Below are 14,218 nucleotides of genomic sequence, written 5' to 3'. Positions count from 1 at the left end.
GTGTTTCATAAAGGCTCTGAACAGAGCCTGTCTGCCGATCACATCGGGTCGTTGCGGCGCAGCAATTCTTCCGGCAAGTGTTCGATGTATTCGTCTTCGGCCGGCGGCATTTGCAAGTGGTAACCCTGCTTCTCAAGGTTTTCCAGTACCACGGTGATGTCCTCGCGCGACAGTTTGCGCTCGGGGGTCAGCACCAGGTCGAAGGCGTGATGCGGTTTGCCGAAGGCGGCCATCAGACTTTCCGGGACGCGCTCCAGTGCATCGCTTTTGAGCACATAGAGGTACATCTCGTTTTTCTTCAAGCTTCGATAGATGGAACAAATACGTTTCAAGGCTGTTCTCCGGCGGTGGCCAGGCTGTCGAGCAGCGCTTGGCCCATCAATTCGCGGCGCCAGCCACGCAGCGAATCAGGCAATTGGTAAGGACCATTGGGATAGCCGCTCTTGAGCAGCGCTTCCAGAGTTTTCTTGCGCAGCATCAGCTCCGGCGCGATGTTCAGGCGCTCGGCTTCGGCCTGGCCGATCGCACGCAGCTGTTTGACCAGCGTGGCGGCGTCCACCGGCAAAGGCTCCGGCACTGCTGGCGGCCATTGATCAGGCGACACACTGCCAGAGCGTTTGATCAGATCAAGCAGAAATTCGCCGTCCTGACGCACGGTACGCGGGTGCATGTCTTCGATTTTCGCCAACGCGCCGAGGTTGTCCGGCTGAGTCCGCGCCAGCGGCCACAGGGAATGCTCACGCACGATGCGGTTACGCGGCAGATCACGGGCGCGGGCTTCGCGCTCGCGCCAGGCGCACAGTTCACGTAATACGACGAGTTGGGCACGGGAGAGCTTCCAGGCCAGCTTGGCTTCGCGATAGACCTCATACGGATCAACTTCGCGGCGCAGGTTGGCCACCAGCTCGGCGCCGTCTTCCAGGACCCAGGCGTATTTGTCGTCAGAAAGCTTCGGACGAAGCTGTACGAAAACTTCCGCCAAGTGCAAGGCATCTTCGGCGGCGTAGCTGATTTGGGTGTCGGAAAGTGGACGTTGCAGCCAGTCGGAACGGGTCTCGCCCTTGGGCAGGTCAATGCCGAGCACTTCCTGCACCAGCCGCGAATACCCCATAGAAAAACCGAGGTTCAGGTAAGCGGCGGCCAACTGGGTGTCGAACAGCGGCGCCGGCAGGCTGCCGGTCAGGCGCAGCAGGACTTCGAGGTCTTCGCTGCACGCATGGACGACTTTGACCACGGCCGGGTTTTCCAGCAACGCGGCCAGAGGCTGCCAGTTGTCGATGCTCAGCGGGTCAATCAGGTAAGCGCGTACGCCATCGCCGATCTGCAGCAGGCCTGCGATCGGATAAAAGGTGTCGACCCGCATGAATTCGGTGTCGAGGGCAACGAATGGCAGCTGCTGCCACTCGGCGCAAAACTGACCGAGGCTATCGTTGTCGCGAATCCAGTGAATATCGATGGCCACACGGCTCTCCCTTGAAGAATGGCGCGCAGTATATATCGCCCCCGGCGATTTCCGCGCATCCACTGAACAAGAGCTTTAGCGAAAATGCCTGCCAAACAGCAAGAAATGTCTGACAAGCGGAGACTAGCCGGCCTTACGCAGTACGTAGACGCGCATCCGCGCACAGCCGGGCAGGAAGTCCTGATGACTGAGCAAGCGCAAACCTGCGCGCTTGAACTCGGCTTCCACGTCGGCCTTGCTGGCCAACGGTCGGGCCGGTGCGCCCTGTGCATCCGTGCGCCGGCCTTTGAAATGAGCATCGACCCGTACCGCCACAATCACCGTATCGCGACTGACCCGATGGAACTCCTTAAGCATGGCCAAACGATGCTCGGGGCAGGCGATGTGTTGAAACAGCCACATGCAAAAAATGCAGTCAACCGCATTCGCCGACAAGCCGATGGTGAACGCTGAACTCTGAAAGGTCTTGACCCGTTTCAGCAGGTTCTGCGGATGGTGGGTGCGGGCATGATCGAGTATGTCCTGCGACGGGTCGGCTGCGAGAATCACCCGGTTTGCATGCTCGGCCAGTACCGGCCAGAAGCGCCCGACACCGCAGGCCAAATCGAGAACCAGGCCCGGCTCGCCAGCGGCCTTGAGCGCGTTGCGCACCAGTTGCTCGTCACGCCAGAACGTCAACCGCCCGGCCAGGCCACGCGATCGCGGCTGAAGACAGACGCGGGCGTGCTCCTGATCGTAGCGCCGGGCGATCTCAAGCTCGATGGCGGATGGGGGTTGAGCGGACATGTGCAATGGTTCTCGGGGGGAAACTCTAACCGGCCGCAGGTTAGCGGCCGGTGCGTGAAAAAAAGGTTGAAGCGCTCACTCTTTGGCCAACACGCCGTCGATCACCGCTGCGCGACACCCGGCAAACATATCCAGGTCCTGGTTGTAGACCTTGCTCTTGACCTCCAGCAAACCGAGCATCGAATGGAACAGGTTGTCCTGGCTCAAAGGCTTTTCGCGACTCAGTTGCAGGCAATGGGTGTCCACCGAGAACGACTTTTGATAGCTGTCGGAAAACCAGGCCAGCATCGCGACGTGTTTTTGTTGTTCCGGTGCCAACATGTAAGGCGTGCCATGCAGGAACAAGTTGTACTCGCCCAGGGATTCGCCGTGGTCCGACAGATAGAGCATCGCGGTGTCGACTTTGTCCTGATTGTTACGCAGCAGGTCAATCAGGGTGGACAGCACGTGGTCGGTATACACCAGGGTGTTGTCGTAGCCATTGACGATACTTTCGCGACTGCAATTGTTCAGGGCGTTACTTTCACAAACCGGGGTGAAGCGCTCGTATTCTTTCGGGTAGCGCTTGAAGTATTCCGGACCGTGACTGCCCATCTGGTGCAACACCAGTACCGTGTCTTTATCCAGGGTATCGATGAAGTGCTGCAAACCCTGCAGCAGGATTTCATCGCGGCATTCGCTATTGGCGCACAGTACCGGGTCTTTCAGGTTACTGACGTCGTCGAGGGTGACCCGATCGCAAGTGCCTTTGCAGCCCGATTGGTTATCGCGCCAGATCACGTCGAGCCCCGCGCGTTTGAGCACGTCCAGCAGGCCTTCCTGGTTTTTTGCCTTGCTGGCGTTGTAGTTCTTGCGGCCCATGTCGGAGAACATGCACGGCACCGACACCGCTGTTTCCGTCCCGCAGGAATGCACGTCGGTGAACGCGATCAGGCCAGCCTCTTTATCCAGTTTGGGTGTGGTGTCACGGTTATACCCCAGGATGCCGAAGTTCTCGGCGCGAGCACTTTCGCCCACCACCAGCACGGTCAGGGATTTGCGGCCATGGGTTTGCCATGCGGGATTTCGCTGGGCATCTTCACCGAGTGTGACAAAGGGTTGCCGCGCAGACGCGACCTGCTCACGCAGATAGCCGGCCGAGGCGCCAATGTAGTTGCTCGGCACCACCATCAGGCGCAATTCATGGTGATTGCGAAACAATGAAGACAAGCCTTGATAGTTAACCAGTGCAACGCCTCCGATCACGGCAACCGACGCGACACTCACGAGAACTTTACTTAATAGCTCACGGTGCCAGCGACGGTAAATAACCGGAATCCTCCACAACAACAACGACGGCAAGACACCCAGCAGAAGTATATAAACAAGCAACTTCAACGACAGCAAGTCACGCACTTCCGTCGCATTCGTTTGCGCAAAGTTACGCAACATGCCGGTGTCAATCAGCACGCCATATTGACTCATGAAGTACGCCACGCCGGCACTGACCATGAAGATCAGGGTCAAGACCGGTTTGAGCACAGGCCGGAACGCCAGCAGGGTCAGCACAATATTGAAGGCGGCCAGGATCATCATCCCGAATGCCACGCGCATGACGATGCCCTTACCGTCAGATGCCGTGATTTCAAACAGGTGTTGCCAGAGAACAAGATTGAAGCCCGTTAAGAGAAAGGCGCTGGCAATCAGTGTCACCCACTCGGGGCGCACGGCTTTAATCTTCAACATGATGATCGGCTGTTCCTGAAAAGAAGTGCCTTCGGTAAATGTGAAAATTTCATTTACCGCGACAGCACTAACTTTAGGCAGCCAACCATCAATTTTTTGTGAAAAAGAAGCCAACGATTAGTTGGCTCATGGCACTAGGCCAAAACTTTTAACTTATTTGAGAATGGTTCAGGTTCTGTTCAGGCTTGATTCAAATACCAACGCCAGTCCTGCTCGCCCACTTCGCCCATGAACTGTCGATACTCGGCACGTTTAACCGCCAGGTACACGCCGAGGAACTCACCGCCGAACGCTTCCCGTGCCCAGCTCGAACCTTCCAGCGCTCGCAACGTGGTCAGCCAGTCAGTCGGCAACAGTTCCGTGGCCTGGGCGTACCCATTGCCCTCCACCGGCGCGCCAGGATCGAGTTGTTCACGTATACCGCGATGGATCCCGGCCAGAATCGCCGCGGCCGCCAGATATGGGTTGGCGTCGGCACCACAGATGCGGTGTTCGATATGCCGGGAAAACGCCGGCCCGCCGGGCACGCGCAAACTCACGGTGCGATTGTCCACGCCCCACGTGGGTGCCAGCGGCGCATAGCTGTTGGTCTGAAAGCGACGGTAAGAGTTGGCGTTCGGACAAAACAGCAGCAATGAATCGAGCAACGTACTGAGCATCCCGCCGACCGCCTGTTTGAGCAACGGCATACCTTCCGGGGCTTCGCTGGCGAACAGGTTGTTGCCCTCCTTGTCCGCCAGGCTGACGTGCATGTGCATGCCAGTGCCCGCCAGGTCATCGAACGGTTTGGCCATGAAGCACGCCGTCATCCCGTGCTTGTGCGCCACGCCCTTGACCAGTCGTTTGTAGCGCACCGCTTCGTCCATTGCCTGCAAGGCATCGGTGCGGTGTTCGAGGGTGATTTCCACTTGCCCCGGCGCGTATTCGGAAATCGCCGTGCGCGCCGGAATGCCCTGGAGTTTGCAGGCGCTATAGAGATCGGCCAGAAACGGTTCGATCTGTTCCAGTTCACGCAAGCCGTAGACCTGAGTGCCCCGCGGCCGCCCGCCATCGACATCCCGCGCCGGTTGCGGTCGACCGTTGCTGTCGCGCTGCTGATCCAGCAGGTAGAACTCCAGCTCCGCCGCCATCACCGGGTAATAACCGTCGGCCTGCAAGCCTTCGATGACTTTCGCCAGCAGATGCCGTGGATCGGCAATCGTCGCGGGCATACCCTCCTTCGGGTGCATGCTGACCTGCACCGCCGCCGTAGGCATCAGCCGCCATGGCATGCGCGTCAAACTGCCGCTGATCGGGTACGCCCGGCAGTCGATATCGCCAACGTCCCAGACCAGGCCGGAGTTTTCCACGTCATCGCCGTTGATGGTCAGGCCAAGAATGGTGCTCGGCAATGGCCGCCCGCTTTCGTACACCGCCAGCAGTTCATCGCGATGTAGCAACTTGCCCCGCGGTACACCGTTGTTGTCGAGGATGAACAACTCGAACATCTCGATATCCGGGTTCTGTTCCAGAAAGGTCAGGGCTTCTTGCTTGGAGGCGAAAGATGTCGTGGCAACACTCATGGGAATTCTCTTATTTCCGCGTCAGGCAAACGCACAGGCGCCGCCGTTTTGATCCCGACGCATAGCGCGGGACCTGTAAGAACAATCAACGGGAAATGCGGGAATCCGGTGGGCGCGCGTGACGGCAGTGCCACAGCGCCCAAAAGGCTAATTCGGAGGGAAGTGCGACGGGACAACCGTCCATAGAAAAAACCACAGGAAACAGATGAGCCGCAGCGTCACACGGGTAGATAAGTCGTTAAATCAGGATTTGAAGAACCTTGGTTGCGGGTTGGCTAAACATTCACATTGGGTCTCGCGTCGCAGCAGAACTATTTAATTTCTAAATACTGCTCCAGACTTTCTGATTTGCGGCCCGCAGGCCTCACGCGCCTAATCGGCTCCTTGTCATTCAAGGTCCGATAGATGGAAAACGTTCGCGCAACCTCCCGCCCCGCCCTCTGGCTAATGTTCAGCATCATTCTTGTCGCCCTGAACCTGCGGCCTTCCATGGCCGCCGTTGGTCCTTTGCTGTCGGCGATTCGCGGCGACATTGCACTGAGTTTCAGCCTGGCCTCGCTGTTGACCATGCTGCCAGTGATGGCAATGGGGCTGGCGATGTTCTTTGGACTGGGCGTCAGCCAACGAATCGGCGAACAACGCACCGTGGTGCTCTCGCTGCTGATCATCGGCGTGGCCACGGTGTCGCGGTTATTCCTCGATTCGGCGGCCGAACTGATCCTCAGCGCCGTGCTGGCGGGTATCGGTATCGCGCTGATCCAGGCGTTGATGCCGGCGCTGATCAAATCCCGCTTCAGCGATAACGTTTCCGTGTGCATGGGGCTCTACGTCACCTCAATCATGGGCGGCGCAGCGATTGCGGCGTCGTTTGCGCCGCTGGTGATGATCCGCACTGGCAGCTGGCGCGTAGGCCTGGCGATCTGGGCGGCGCTGGCGCTGGTAGCGTTGCTGTTTTGGTGCGTGCAACGTGAAAGGATCTCGGCGCAGCCTACCCAGGCGCAGCGCAATGGCTCCTTCTTCGGCAATTCCCGCGCCTGGCTGCTCGCAATCTTCTTCGGCCTGGGCACGGCGTCCTACACCTGTGTGCTGGCCTGGCTGGCGCCGTACTACGTGGAAAAGGGTTGGAGCGAACAAAACGCCGGGTTGCTGCTGGGTTTCCTGACCGCCATGGAAGTGTTGTCCGGCCTGCTGACACCGGCCATCGCCAACCGCAGCCGTGACCGGCGCGTGGTGCTGGTGGTGTTGCTGGCGCTGACCATGGCCGGTTTCTGCGGGCTTATTCTCAGCCCGGAGTACCTGAGTCTGTTGTGGCCCTGTCTATTGGGGCTCGGCATCGGCGGACTGTTCCCGATGAGTCTCATCGTGTCCCTGGATCATCTGGACACTCCCCAGCGTGCCGGCGGCCTGACCGCGTTCGTGCAAGGCATCGGCTACCTGATCGCCGGTCTCTCGCCGCTGATTGCCGGGATGATCCGCGATCAGCTCGGCAGCTTCGAATGGGCCTGGTGGTCACTGACCGGCGTTATGGCACTGATGATCCTGATGGTCTTGCGCTTCGATCCGCGGCATTACGCCCAACACATTCACTGACCCAGGAACCCACATCATGAAACACACCGGTTTCGCCGCCGCTCACGTCGGCATGCTGCTCTGGGCACTGTTGATCGCTGCATCGTTTTCTGCGGCAGCACAGGTCAGCCAGGCCATCGACCCGATCCTGCTGACCGGTTTGCGCCTGCTGTTCTGCGCCCTGGTGTTTTTGCCGCTGCTGCTGATCAAGGGCGATACCGCCATGACCGCCCGCGGACTGTTCGGCCATGCCGTGCTCGGCTTGCTGCTGGCGGTGTATTTCGGCTCGCTGTTCGAAGCACTGCGCTACACCTCGGCCGTCAATACCGGAACTATGTTCACCTTGGTGCCACTGCTGACATTGCTGTTCGAAGCCGTTTTGATGCCCGACAGCAACCTGAAACAGCGGGTGCTGCCGATGCTGATTGCCGCTGCCGGGGCCGTGTTGCTGGTTTTGAAAGGCGCAGGCCCTGGTGAGCTGCCTTCGCTGTATGCAGTGTCGGTGTATGGCATCGGTTGCCTGGCGATGGCGCTCTACTCGCCCCTGAGTCAACGGCTCAAGGCCAGCAGCCTAAAGGGGCGCGGCCCGGTGGGCATGACTTTCTGGAACATGCTGTTCGGCGCGCTGTTTCTGCTGGCATTCTGTGGGTTCAGCGGCGGCTGGCGATCGGCGTCATTGCTGACCGTGAGCGATTTCTGGTGGCTGATTTACCTGGCGGTGTTCGCCACGCTGGCGACCTTCTGGCTGCTGCATCGGGCCATCGGCGTTATCGCCCCTTCCTCGGTCATTTCCTACATTTACCTGAGCACGCTGTTCCTCACATTGTTTCACTGGTTCTGGTTACGTCAGTCGCCACTGCCGCTGGAAATCATCGGCGCGCTGCTGGTGGGAGTCGGTATGTGGGCACTGCTGATGTCCAGCCGCCGCGGGGTACCTGCAGCCGTTCAGGGCTGAAGTCCTCTGGAACTGCCCCACAACTTTCCATGAAAACTCCTACAAGGCATTCTCCTGGCACCATCGTTCCGTTAGGATCGCTCGCACAAGTTTGCGCACAGTCAGCGCAAGGAGCACAGCGAGACGAAACGGATGTTGAACAGTAACTTGCTTAGAAAGCTCGATATGCAGGACCTCATGGTATTTATCGCCGTGTATGAGCAAAGCAGCGTCAGCGGTGTATCCGAGGCGCTCTGCGTCAGCCAGTCCACCGTGAGTTACTGCCTGAAAAAGCTGCGCACCAGTTTTGAAGACGAACTGTTCATCAATACCCGCGCGGGCATGCGCCCTACCTACAAAGCCAGCACCATGTACGCCCACGTGCTGAAGATCCTGGAAAGCATCAACCTGTGTCACGCCGGTGCGCCAGCATTCGACCCCACCCTGCAACCAGTCACCTTCAATATCTGTGCACCGGAATACTTCGAGCAGTTGATCCTGCCACGTCTATTGAAAAGCTTCGATTTCGCTGACCTGCCGGTGATGGTCAACATGCACAAGTTCGAAACCGACATTCCGGCCGAAGAACTGCGCGACGGCAGCCTCGACCTGGTGATTTGCTTCGGCCCGAACTTTCATCGCAGTCACGTCGATTTCAAATCCCGGATGCTGCTGGAGGACGACCTGGTCTGTGTCTTCGATAAACGTGCCACACCGCCGGAGCCGCGTTTAAGCCTGCAAGCCTTTGTTGAACGCCGGCACGTGTTCCCGACACCCTGGACATCCACCACCAACATGGTCGACGGCTGGCTGGCGCAGCAGGCGCAAAAACGGCAGATCGTCGCGCGTTCCAACAGCTACAGCGCGGCACTGAAGATGATCACCGGCACCGACTTCATCCTGACTCTGCCTCGGCGTATCCAGCAATTGCTGGCCAACGAGGCGATCTTCAATCATTGCGAAGCGCCCAACGGCTTGCCGGGTTTCAGCCTCGACATGCAGTGGAGCCAGAATGTCGATCAGGACAGCGCCAACACCTGGTTGCGTGAGCAAGTGGTCAAGGCCTGCACCGAGCAGGAAATGGCCTGAAACTCAGTGGCTGATGGCGACCTTGGTGTAGGACTCTCGATCGATGTCGAGGATTTCCACGGCCAGCTGGACTTCAATGTCCGTCGGCCATTCACAAAGCTCCTGCACCACGGCCAGCAAACTTTCGGATAGCTGCTTCTTGATCTGCGGTGAGCGACCGCTCAACAGTGCCAGTTTCACATGCACGAAGGCCCGTTCACCTAACGCCGTGCCAACCTTGAACGTCTCAACCTTCACCGCTCGGCTCTTGATGTCGTATTCGGCAGCAAACTGACCGGAAGCCACCAACGCATTGTTGAGCCGGATCAACGCCACGTCGGCATTGAGCTCGGGCAGGTTGGCGGTGTATTCCATGTGCAGGTGAGGCATGACTGAGCTCCTGAAGGTGGGCAGAAAGGTCGTACATATAACACAGCACCTGCCCTACTCACTCGGGCAGCGGTAACTCCGCGCGTTCACTCATGAACGCCTCCAGCCTTGACCTCAACCAGCGCTCGGCGGGGTCGGTATCGACATGACTAAGCCAGACCATGGACAGATCCAGGGTCGGCGTCTTGAACGGGAACGGCTCCTTGAACAGCTGGCCGGACGCGGCCATCGCTTCGGCGGCGTAATCCGGCAGACTGGCGATCAGATCAGTCCCGGCGAGCAAGGCCGGCAACGAGCTGTATTGCGGCACGGAAAGGACGACGTGGCGCGTACGACCAATCTCCGCCAGCCACTCATCGGCGTAACCGCTGACGTTGGCGGTGTGGGAAACCAGCACGTGCGGTCGCGCGCAATACTCATCGAGCGTCAGCGGTGTGTCCGATGCGTCGGCGCGCAAAATGTTGGCCAGGATGTGTCGCAATAACTTGCGCTTGGCGTTGGCCGGCAGCCCGCGAGTCTGGCTGATACCAACGGTGATATCGCCGGACGCCAGCAAATCCGGAATCCGCCAGTAATCGACATGCTGCACCACGAACACCACCTTCGGGGCTTCCTGGCGCAAGGCTCGCAGCAACGGCGGCAGCAGGCCAAACTCGACATCGTCCGACAGCCCGATACGAAAGGTCATGGTGCTGCTGGCGGGGTCGAAATCATGGGTCAGGCTCAACGCCACCGACAACGAATCCAGCGCCGGCGACAGGTGCAGAATGATCTCCTCGGCCCGCGCCGTTGGCTCCATACGATGCCCGACACGTATGAACAGCGGGTCGTTGAACATCGTGCGCAAGCGATTGAGCGCCGAACTGATGGTCGGCTGGCCGAGAAACAATTTCTCCGCCACCCGGGTGACGTTGCGTTCGAGCATCAACGTTTCAAACACCACCATCAGGTTGATGTCGGCCTTGCGTAGTTCGTTACGATTCATCCACTGACCCCGCTCCCAAAACTGATGACCGTCTAGGTAGGTGTCGCAATCGGCGTCTAGGCGACTCAAGCACATTACGTTTAACGCAAATGCAGACACCTGACCAATCCTACATCCCGTTCCTGATTTCGTTGCTCGTATGGCGGGACACGCTTGCGCCTCTAAGCTCAGCAACGTTTGGGGCAAAACGGCCCTGGCCATCGAAAATCATTTGAACTCAAAGGAGCCGACCAATGGCTAGAGATAAAGCGAAAGACGACAAACACTTCAACTGCACCCAGGACCATGAAGCCGACTACGTCGCCGGCCTTTACCCTCACGCCAAAGAAGAGGTTAAAACGTTCCTCAGGTCGGCCTGCAAGGATAAATCCCTGCACAACTCCACCCACAAGGATGTCTACGACCTGATCAAACGGAAACTGGGCCATTCACAACCATAAGGAAAGCCACCCGATTAAAACGAAGCTGCTCTGACTGAGCAGCTTCACCGTCTGAAGACTAGATTTCCTTGACCGGCGTCTGATCGTGGGTCCCTTTGATCAAACTGATGGCATGCACACAATCAGACTTGTTGACGTAAGCCTCCCCGCTGGCAATCGTTTCATGGTTACCCGCCCTCAAACGCCACCGCCATTGACCTTTGCCGGTCTGTGCGATGCCACGGGTTTGCCTGTAAATCTCAAAATACATTGCTCGCTCCTTGCGATTGCTGATGACGGCAGATCAGTGACCTGCGAAACGAGAGTAGATGAGGATTTTTTGCAGCAGGGTCTTTCAGTGTCAGGGGATGTTTCGTAGATACAGCCTTGATTGGCGGGACGACCAACAGATTCGGGGGGCGGTAAATTGGGTGACTGCGCTGAGTAACTTTTCCCTAGAAGAGGCATATTTTTCTTACGCTGCGATGCTGTCTGGTCCGACGCAAAAACTCTGATTCGAGCCGCCTTACAGACTGTTCACTGTTTTTTCTGCTGAGTTGAATCGTCAGCTAACAGGGCCAAAGGCTGTTCTTCCATCAACACGGCATCTTCCTCAAGTTCTGTTTGAGGTTGAGCCGGGTCAGGATGGGGCAGTAAACCCCGCACAACCCTTTCAATCAGTGAAAGGATTCCATAGGTGATGAAGCCGAAGATCAGTCCAGCAACCAAAATGCTCAAAGGGTGAATTTGCACTGCATCGGGGCTTTCCAACATGTAGCTAAACGCCTGAACAGCAACGGTCAGGCATGCCGCAAATGCTGCCATCAGCTTCACAAACACCCAAATTCGTCGCCATCTGTTCATGCATTCCCCCGTCATCCGGTGATTTGCTCTGTATTGCATGATAGCTAATGACCAGGGTTACACCGGAAGCCAGAAAAAGCTGATGTGGGATCGCTGGCAGAAGGCGACTCTTTTCAGCAGATTGCGCAATCTGTTTGATCGAAATCACTCATCGATACAGCGTATCTTGGCGGCGGTAGCGGCAACGCGGCTGCAGGGGTGCGAGGCGCTATTAGCTGCCTATGCCAAACAGGCTTTCGAGGCTCATGATGAAAACCACTGACAAGTCAGGTGACACTTCGATTACTGCGCCAATCAAGAAGACGTCAACCGGCAACGCCTGGCGCAGCATGCCTGGCGGCATCTGGGCGCTGGGCTTCGTCTCCATGCTGATGGACATCTCCTCAGAGATGATCCATGCATTGTTGCCGCTCTATATGGTCACCGTACTGGGTACCTCCGTTCTGGCCGTGGGTCTCATCGAAGGCATAGCCGAGGCTACGGCCTCGATCACCAAGGTATTCTCCGGGGCACTCAGTGATCGATTGGGCAAACGCAAACTGCTCGCAGCGCTGGGCTACGGGCTGGGGGCGCTGTCCAAACCGATCTTTCCTTTGGCGGGCTCGCTGGACTGGCTGACCGGGGCTCGCTTTATCGACCGCATTGGCAAAGGGATTCGCGGCGCCCCGCGCGATGCGTTGGTGGCCGACATCACGCCGCCCGCGATACGGGGGGCAGCTTTCGGCCTGCGGCAAACTCTGGATACCGTTGGTGCATTCCTGGGACCGTTGCTGGCGATCGGATTGATGTGGCTGACCGCGAACCACTTCCAGACGGTGTTCTGGGTGGCCGTCATCCCGGCCTTCCTTGCCGTCGCGGTGCTGCTGGTGTTCGTTCATGAGCCCAAACAAGTGGAAGGGACGCGCCGGGTGCGTGCGCCTTTGAGCCGACGGGAATTGGCTCGACTGGGCGCTGGCTACTGGTGGGTGGTGGGTGTCGCTGCGGTGTTCTCCCTGGCGCGTTTCAGCGAAGCCTTTCTGATTCTGCGCGGTCAGGCCGTCGGGTTGGCGCCGATGTGGGCGCCAGCGGTGCTTGTCCTGATGGGGGTGGCGTACTCACTGTCAGCCTATCCCGCCGGGGCCTTGTCTGATCGTGTCAGCCGCGTGGCGGTACTCGGCGCAGGTCTGATATTGCTGATTGCTGCCGACCTGACTCTGGCGTTCGCGCCGGGTATCGATGGCCTGGTCGTCGGCGTCGTTCTATGGGGGCTGCACATGGGGTTTACCCAAGGGATATTCGCCGCCCTGATCGCCGATTACGCGCCGGCTGAACTGCGCGGGACGGCATTTGGCATGTTCAATCTGTTGACTGGGTTGACCTTGCTGCTGGCCAGCGTCATCGCTGGGGCGTTGTGGGACACGGTAGGCTTCCAAGGCACTTTCTTGATGGGTGGGGGTTTTGCTGTTCTGACTTTGCTGGGATTGCGGGTGATCCGGGCGAGAGCTCAGGTTCGATAGCAAAGAGCGCTACCGCCTGTGTTTCGCGAGAAAGTCGTACCGTTCGCCGGGAAAACAGGCGGCCAATTTGCCCTGAAACGAAACGCCAGAAACGAAAAAGCCCCTGAAATCTTTAACAATTTCAGGGGCTTAGTCTTATTCAATAATGGCGGAGAGATAGGGATTCGAACCCTAGGTACCGGTGAAGGTACAACGGATTTCGAATCCGTCCCATTCGGCCACTCTGGCATCTCTCCAACGGCGCGCATCATAACAACACTTTTGCCGGAAGCGAACCCCCTAAGCGAAATTTTTCCGTGCTATCAGATGCTTGCGTCGATTAAAGCGGTACGCCCAGACGATTGGCGACTTCTTCGTAGGCTTCGATGACGTCACCGAGGCCCTGACGGAAGCGGTCTTTGTCCATTTTCTTGCCGGTGGCCTTGTCCCACAGACGGCAGCCGTCCGGACTGAATTCGTCGCCCAGGACGATGGAGCCGTCGGAGAACACGCCGAACTCCAGTTTGAAGTCGACCAGCAGCAGGCCGGCGTCGTCGAACAGTTTGCTCAGGACTTCGTTGACCTTGAGCGACAGTTCTTTCATGCGAACCAGTTGCTCGGCGGTGCCCCAACCGAAAGCCACGACGTGGGATTCGTTGATGAACGGGTCACCCTTGGCGTCGTCCTTCAGGAACAGTTCGAAGGTGTAAGGGTTGAGCTTCATGCCCTCTTCAACGCCCAGGCGCTTGACCAGGCTGCCGGCGGCGTAGTTACGCACGACGCACTCGACCGGGATCATGTCGAGCTTCTTCACCAGGCATTCATTGTCGCCCAGCAGTTTGTCGAATTGGGTCGGCACGCCGGCTGCTTCGAGTTTCTGCATGATGAAGGCGTTGAACTTGTTGTTCACCATGCCTTTGCGGTCGAGCTGCTCGATGCGCTTGCCGTCGAACGCCGAAGTGTCGTTGCGAAACAGCAG

At 58.2% G+C, this 14,218-nt stretch carries 15 protein-coding genes and 1 tRNA gene; 5 read left to right on the top strand and 11 right to left on the bottom strand.

Features of this window, described 5'->3' with window-relative positions; genetic code table 11:
* Nucleotides 1-38: 38 nt before the first annotated feature.
* The 5 genes from ACIQU2_RS09590 to ACIQU2_RS09570 form a co-directional block, all read right to left on the bottom strand.
* Nucleotides 39-332 (bottom strand): YcgL domain-containing protein, encoded by a 294-nt coding sequence (locus ACIQU2_RS09590; RefSeq protein WP_007898694.1) that lies wholly within the window; start codon nucleotides 330-332, stop codon nucleotides 39-41.
* On the bottom strand, nucleotides 329-1,462 hold the full coding sequence (rnd, locus tag ACIQU2_RS09585; protein WP_129441972.1) for a ribonuclease D: 1,134 nt from the start codon (nucleotides 1,460-1,462) through the stop codon (nucleotides 329-331). Before rnd ends, ACIQU2_RS09590 begins: the two co-directional genes overlap by 4 nt.
* Before the next feature lie 123 nt (nucleotides 1,463-1,585).
* Complete coding sequence (locus tag ACIQU2_RS09580) at nucleotides 1,586-2,248, bottom strand: class I SAM-dependent methyltransferase (RefSeq protein WP_347802971.1); 663 nt, start codon at nucleotides 2,246-2,248, stop codon at nucleotides 1,586-1,588.
* A 75-nt stretch (nucleotides 2,249-2,323) separates the two neighbouring features.
* The gene (locus tag ACIQU2_RS09575) at nucleotides 2,324-3,973 is read right to left on the bottom strand and encodes a phosphoethanolamine transferase (protein ID WP_403140185.1); all 1,650 of its coding nucleotides are present in this window, start codon (nucleotides 3,971-3,973) and stop codon (nucleotides 2,324-2,326) included.
* Between the two features lie 179 nt (nucleotides 3,974-4,152).
* Nucleotides 4,153-5,535, bottom strand: a complete 1,383-nt coding sequence (locus ACIQU2_RS09570; RefSeq protein WP_403140183.1) for a glutamine synthetase family protein — start codon at nucleotides 5,533-5,535, stop codon at nucleotides 4,153-4,155.
* Between the two features lie 405 nt (nucleotides 5,536-5,940).
* Here ACIQU2_RS09570 and ACIQU2_RS09565 point away from each other — a divergent pair, with 405 nt between their 5' ends.
* From ACIQU2_RS09565 to ACIQU2_RS09555, 3 genes are all read left to right on the top strand, one after another.
* A complete protein-coding gene (locus ACIQU2_RS09565; protein ID WP_403140181.1) occupies nucleotides 5,941-7,125 on the top strand; it encodes a cyanate transporter in 1,185 nt (394 codons plus the stop codon).
* A 16-nt stretch (nucleotides 7,126-7,141) separates the two neighbouring features.
* Nucleotides 7,142-8,059 (top strand): DMT family transporter, encoded by a 918-nt coding sequence (locus ACIQU2_RS09560; protein ID WP_347803631.1) that lies wholly within the window; start codon nucleotides 7,142-7,144, stop codon nucleotides 8,057-8,059.
* Nucleotides 8,060-8,191: 132 nt separating this feature from the next.
* On the top strand, nucleotides 8,192-9,127 hold the full coding sequence (locus tag ACIQU2_RS09555) for a LysR substrate-binding domain-containing protein (RefSeq protein WP_403140179.1): 936 nt from the start codon (nucleotides 8,192-8,194) through the stop codon (nucleotides 9,125-9,127).
* A 3-nt stretch (nucleotides 9,128-9,130) separates the two neighbouring features.
* Here the strand turns inward: ACIQU2_RS09555 and ACIQU2_RS09550 are convergent, their stop codons facing one another.
* Nucleotides 9,131-9,496 (bottom strand): 5-carboxymethyl-2-hydroxymuconate Delta-isomerase, encoded by a 366-nt coding sequence (locus tag ACIQU2_RS09550; protein ID WP_403140177.1) that lies wholly within the window; start codon nucleotides 9,494-9,496, stop codon nucleotides 9,131-9,133.
* A gap of 58 nt (nucleotides 9,497-9,554) precedes the next feature.
* Nucleotides 9,555-10,481: a LysR substrate-binding domain-containing protein gene (locus tag ACIQU2_RS09545; protein ID WP_403140176.1), complete on the bottom strand. Its 927-nt coding sequence runs from the start codon at nucleotides 10,479-10,481 to the stop codon at nucleotides 9,555-9,557.
* Nucleotides 10,482-10,714: 233 nt separating this feature from the next.
* Here ACIQU2_RS09545 and ACIQU2_RS09540 point away from each other — a divergent pair, with 233 nt between their 5' ends.
* Nucleotides 10,715-10,921: a hypothetical protein gene (locus ACIQU2_RS09540; protein ID WP_347803635.1), complete on the top strand. Its 207-nt coding sequence runs from the start codon at nucleotides 10,715-10,717 to the stop codon at nucleotides 10,919-10,921.
* Between the two features lie 58 nt (nucleotides 10,922-10,979).
* On the opposite strand, the gene ACIQU2_RS09535 is transcribed toward ACIQU2_RS09540, so the two are convergent.
* Together ACIQU2_RS09535 and ACIQU2_RS09530 are read right to left on the bottom strand one after the other, a co-directional pair.
* A complete protein-coding gene (locus tag ACIQU2_RS09535; RefSeq protein WP_008074435.1) occupies nucleotides 10,980-11,171 on the bottom strand; it encodes a DUF1508 domain-containing protein in 192 nt (63 codons plus the stop codon).
* A gap of 266 nt (nucleotides 11,172-11,437) precedes the next feature.
* Complete coding sequence (locus ACIQU2_RS09530) at nucleotides 11,438-11,764, bottom strand: hypothetical protein (RefSeq protein ID WP_347803636.1); 327 nt, start codon at nucleotides 11,762-11,764, stop codon at nucleotides 11,438-11,440.
* 329 nt (nucleotides 11,765-12,093) lie between these two features.
* On the opposite strand from ACIQU2_RS09530, the gene ACIQU2_RS09525 reads away from it, so the two are divergent.
* Complete coding sequence (locus ACIQU2_RS09525; protein ID WP_403140392.1) at nucleotides 12,094-13,260, top strand: MFS transporter; 1,167 nt, start codon at nucleotides 12,094-12,096, stop codon at nucleotides 13,258-13,260.
* Nucleotides 13,261-13,406: 146 nt separating this feature from the next.
* Here the strand turns inward: ACIQU2_RS09525 and ACIQU2_RS09520 are convergent.
* A tRNA-Ser gene (locus ACIQU2_RS09520) sits at nucleotides 13,407-13,496 on the bottom strand.
* 83 nt (nucleotides 13,497-13,579) lie between these two features.
* On the bottom strand, nucleotides 13,580-14,218 hold a 639-nt coding region (gene purC / locus ACIQU2_RS09515), incomplete at its 5' end, for a phosphoribosylaminoimidazolesuccinocarboxamide synthase (protein ID WP_403140173.1).

The sequence above is a fragment of the Pseudomonas sp. NPDC098740 genome, assembly GCF_044760065.1.
GTDB classification, from domain to species: Bacteria; Pseudomonadota; Gammaproteobacteria; order Pseudomonadales; family Pseudomonadaceae; genus Aquipseudomonas; species Aquipseudomonas rossensis.
This window is presented reverse-complemented; position numbering and strand designations above follow the sequence as displayed.

Bases quoted from the DNA above. Each gene is read 5' to 3' on its own strand.
- ACIQU2_RS09560 (WP_347803631.1), top strand. From the start codon at position 7,142: ATGAAACACACCGGTTTCGCCGCCGCTCACGTCGGCATGCTGCTCTGG.
- ACIQU2_RS09550 (WP_403140177.1), bottom strand. From the start codon at position 9,496: ATGCCTCACCTGCACATGGAATACACCGCCAACCTGCCCGAGCTCAAT.
- ACIQU2_RS09580 (WP_347802971.1), bottom strand. From the start codon at position 2,248: ATGTCCGCTCAACCCCCATCCGCCATCGAGCTTGAGATCGCCCGGCGC.
- ACIQU2_RS09535 (WP_008074435.1), bottom strand. From the start codon at position 11,171: ATGTATTTTGAGATTTACAGGCAAACCCGTGGCATCGCACAGACCGGC.
- ACIQU2_RS09545 (WP_403140176.1), bottom strand. From the start codon at position 10,481: ATGAATCGTAACGAACTACGCAAGGCCGACATCAACCTGATGGTGGTG.
- ACIQU2_RS09540 (WP_347803635.1), top strand. From the start codon at position 10,715: ATGGCTAGAGATAAAGCGAAAGACGACAAACACTTCAACTGCACCCAG.
- ACIQU2_RS09570 (WP_403140183.1), bottom strand. From the start codon at position 5,535: ATGAGTGTTGCCACGACATCTTTCGCCTCCAAGCAAGAAGCCCTGACC.
- ACIQU2_RS09565 (WP_403140181.1), top strand. From the start codon at position 5,941: ATGGAAAACGTTCGCGCAACCTCCCGCCCCGCCCTCTGGCTAATGTTC.
- ACIQU2_RS09575 (WP_403140185.1), bottom strand. From the start codon at position 3,973: ATGTTGAAGATTAAAGCCGTGCGCCCCGAGTGGGTGACACTGATTGCC.
- ACIQU2_RS09555 (WP_403140179.1), top strand. From the start codon at position 8,192: ATGTTGAACAGTAACTTGCTTAGAAAGCTCGATATGCAGGACCTCATG.
- ACIQU2_RS09525 (WP_403140392.1), top strand. From the start codon at position 12,094: ATGCCTGGCGGCATCTGGGCGCTGGGCTTCGTCTCCATGCTGATGGAC.
- ACIQU2_RS09530 (WP_347803636.1), bottom strand. From the start codon at position 11,764: ATGAACAGATGGCGACGAATTTGGGTGTTTGTGAAGCTGATGGCAGCA.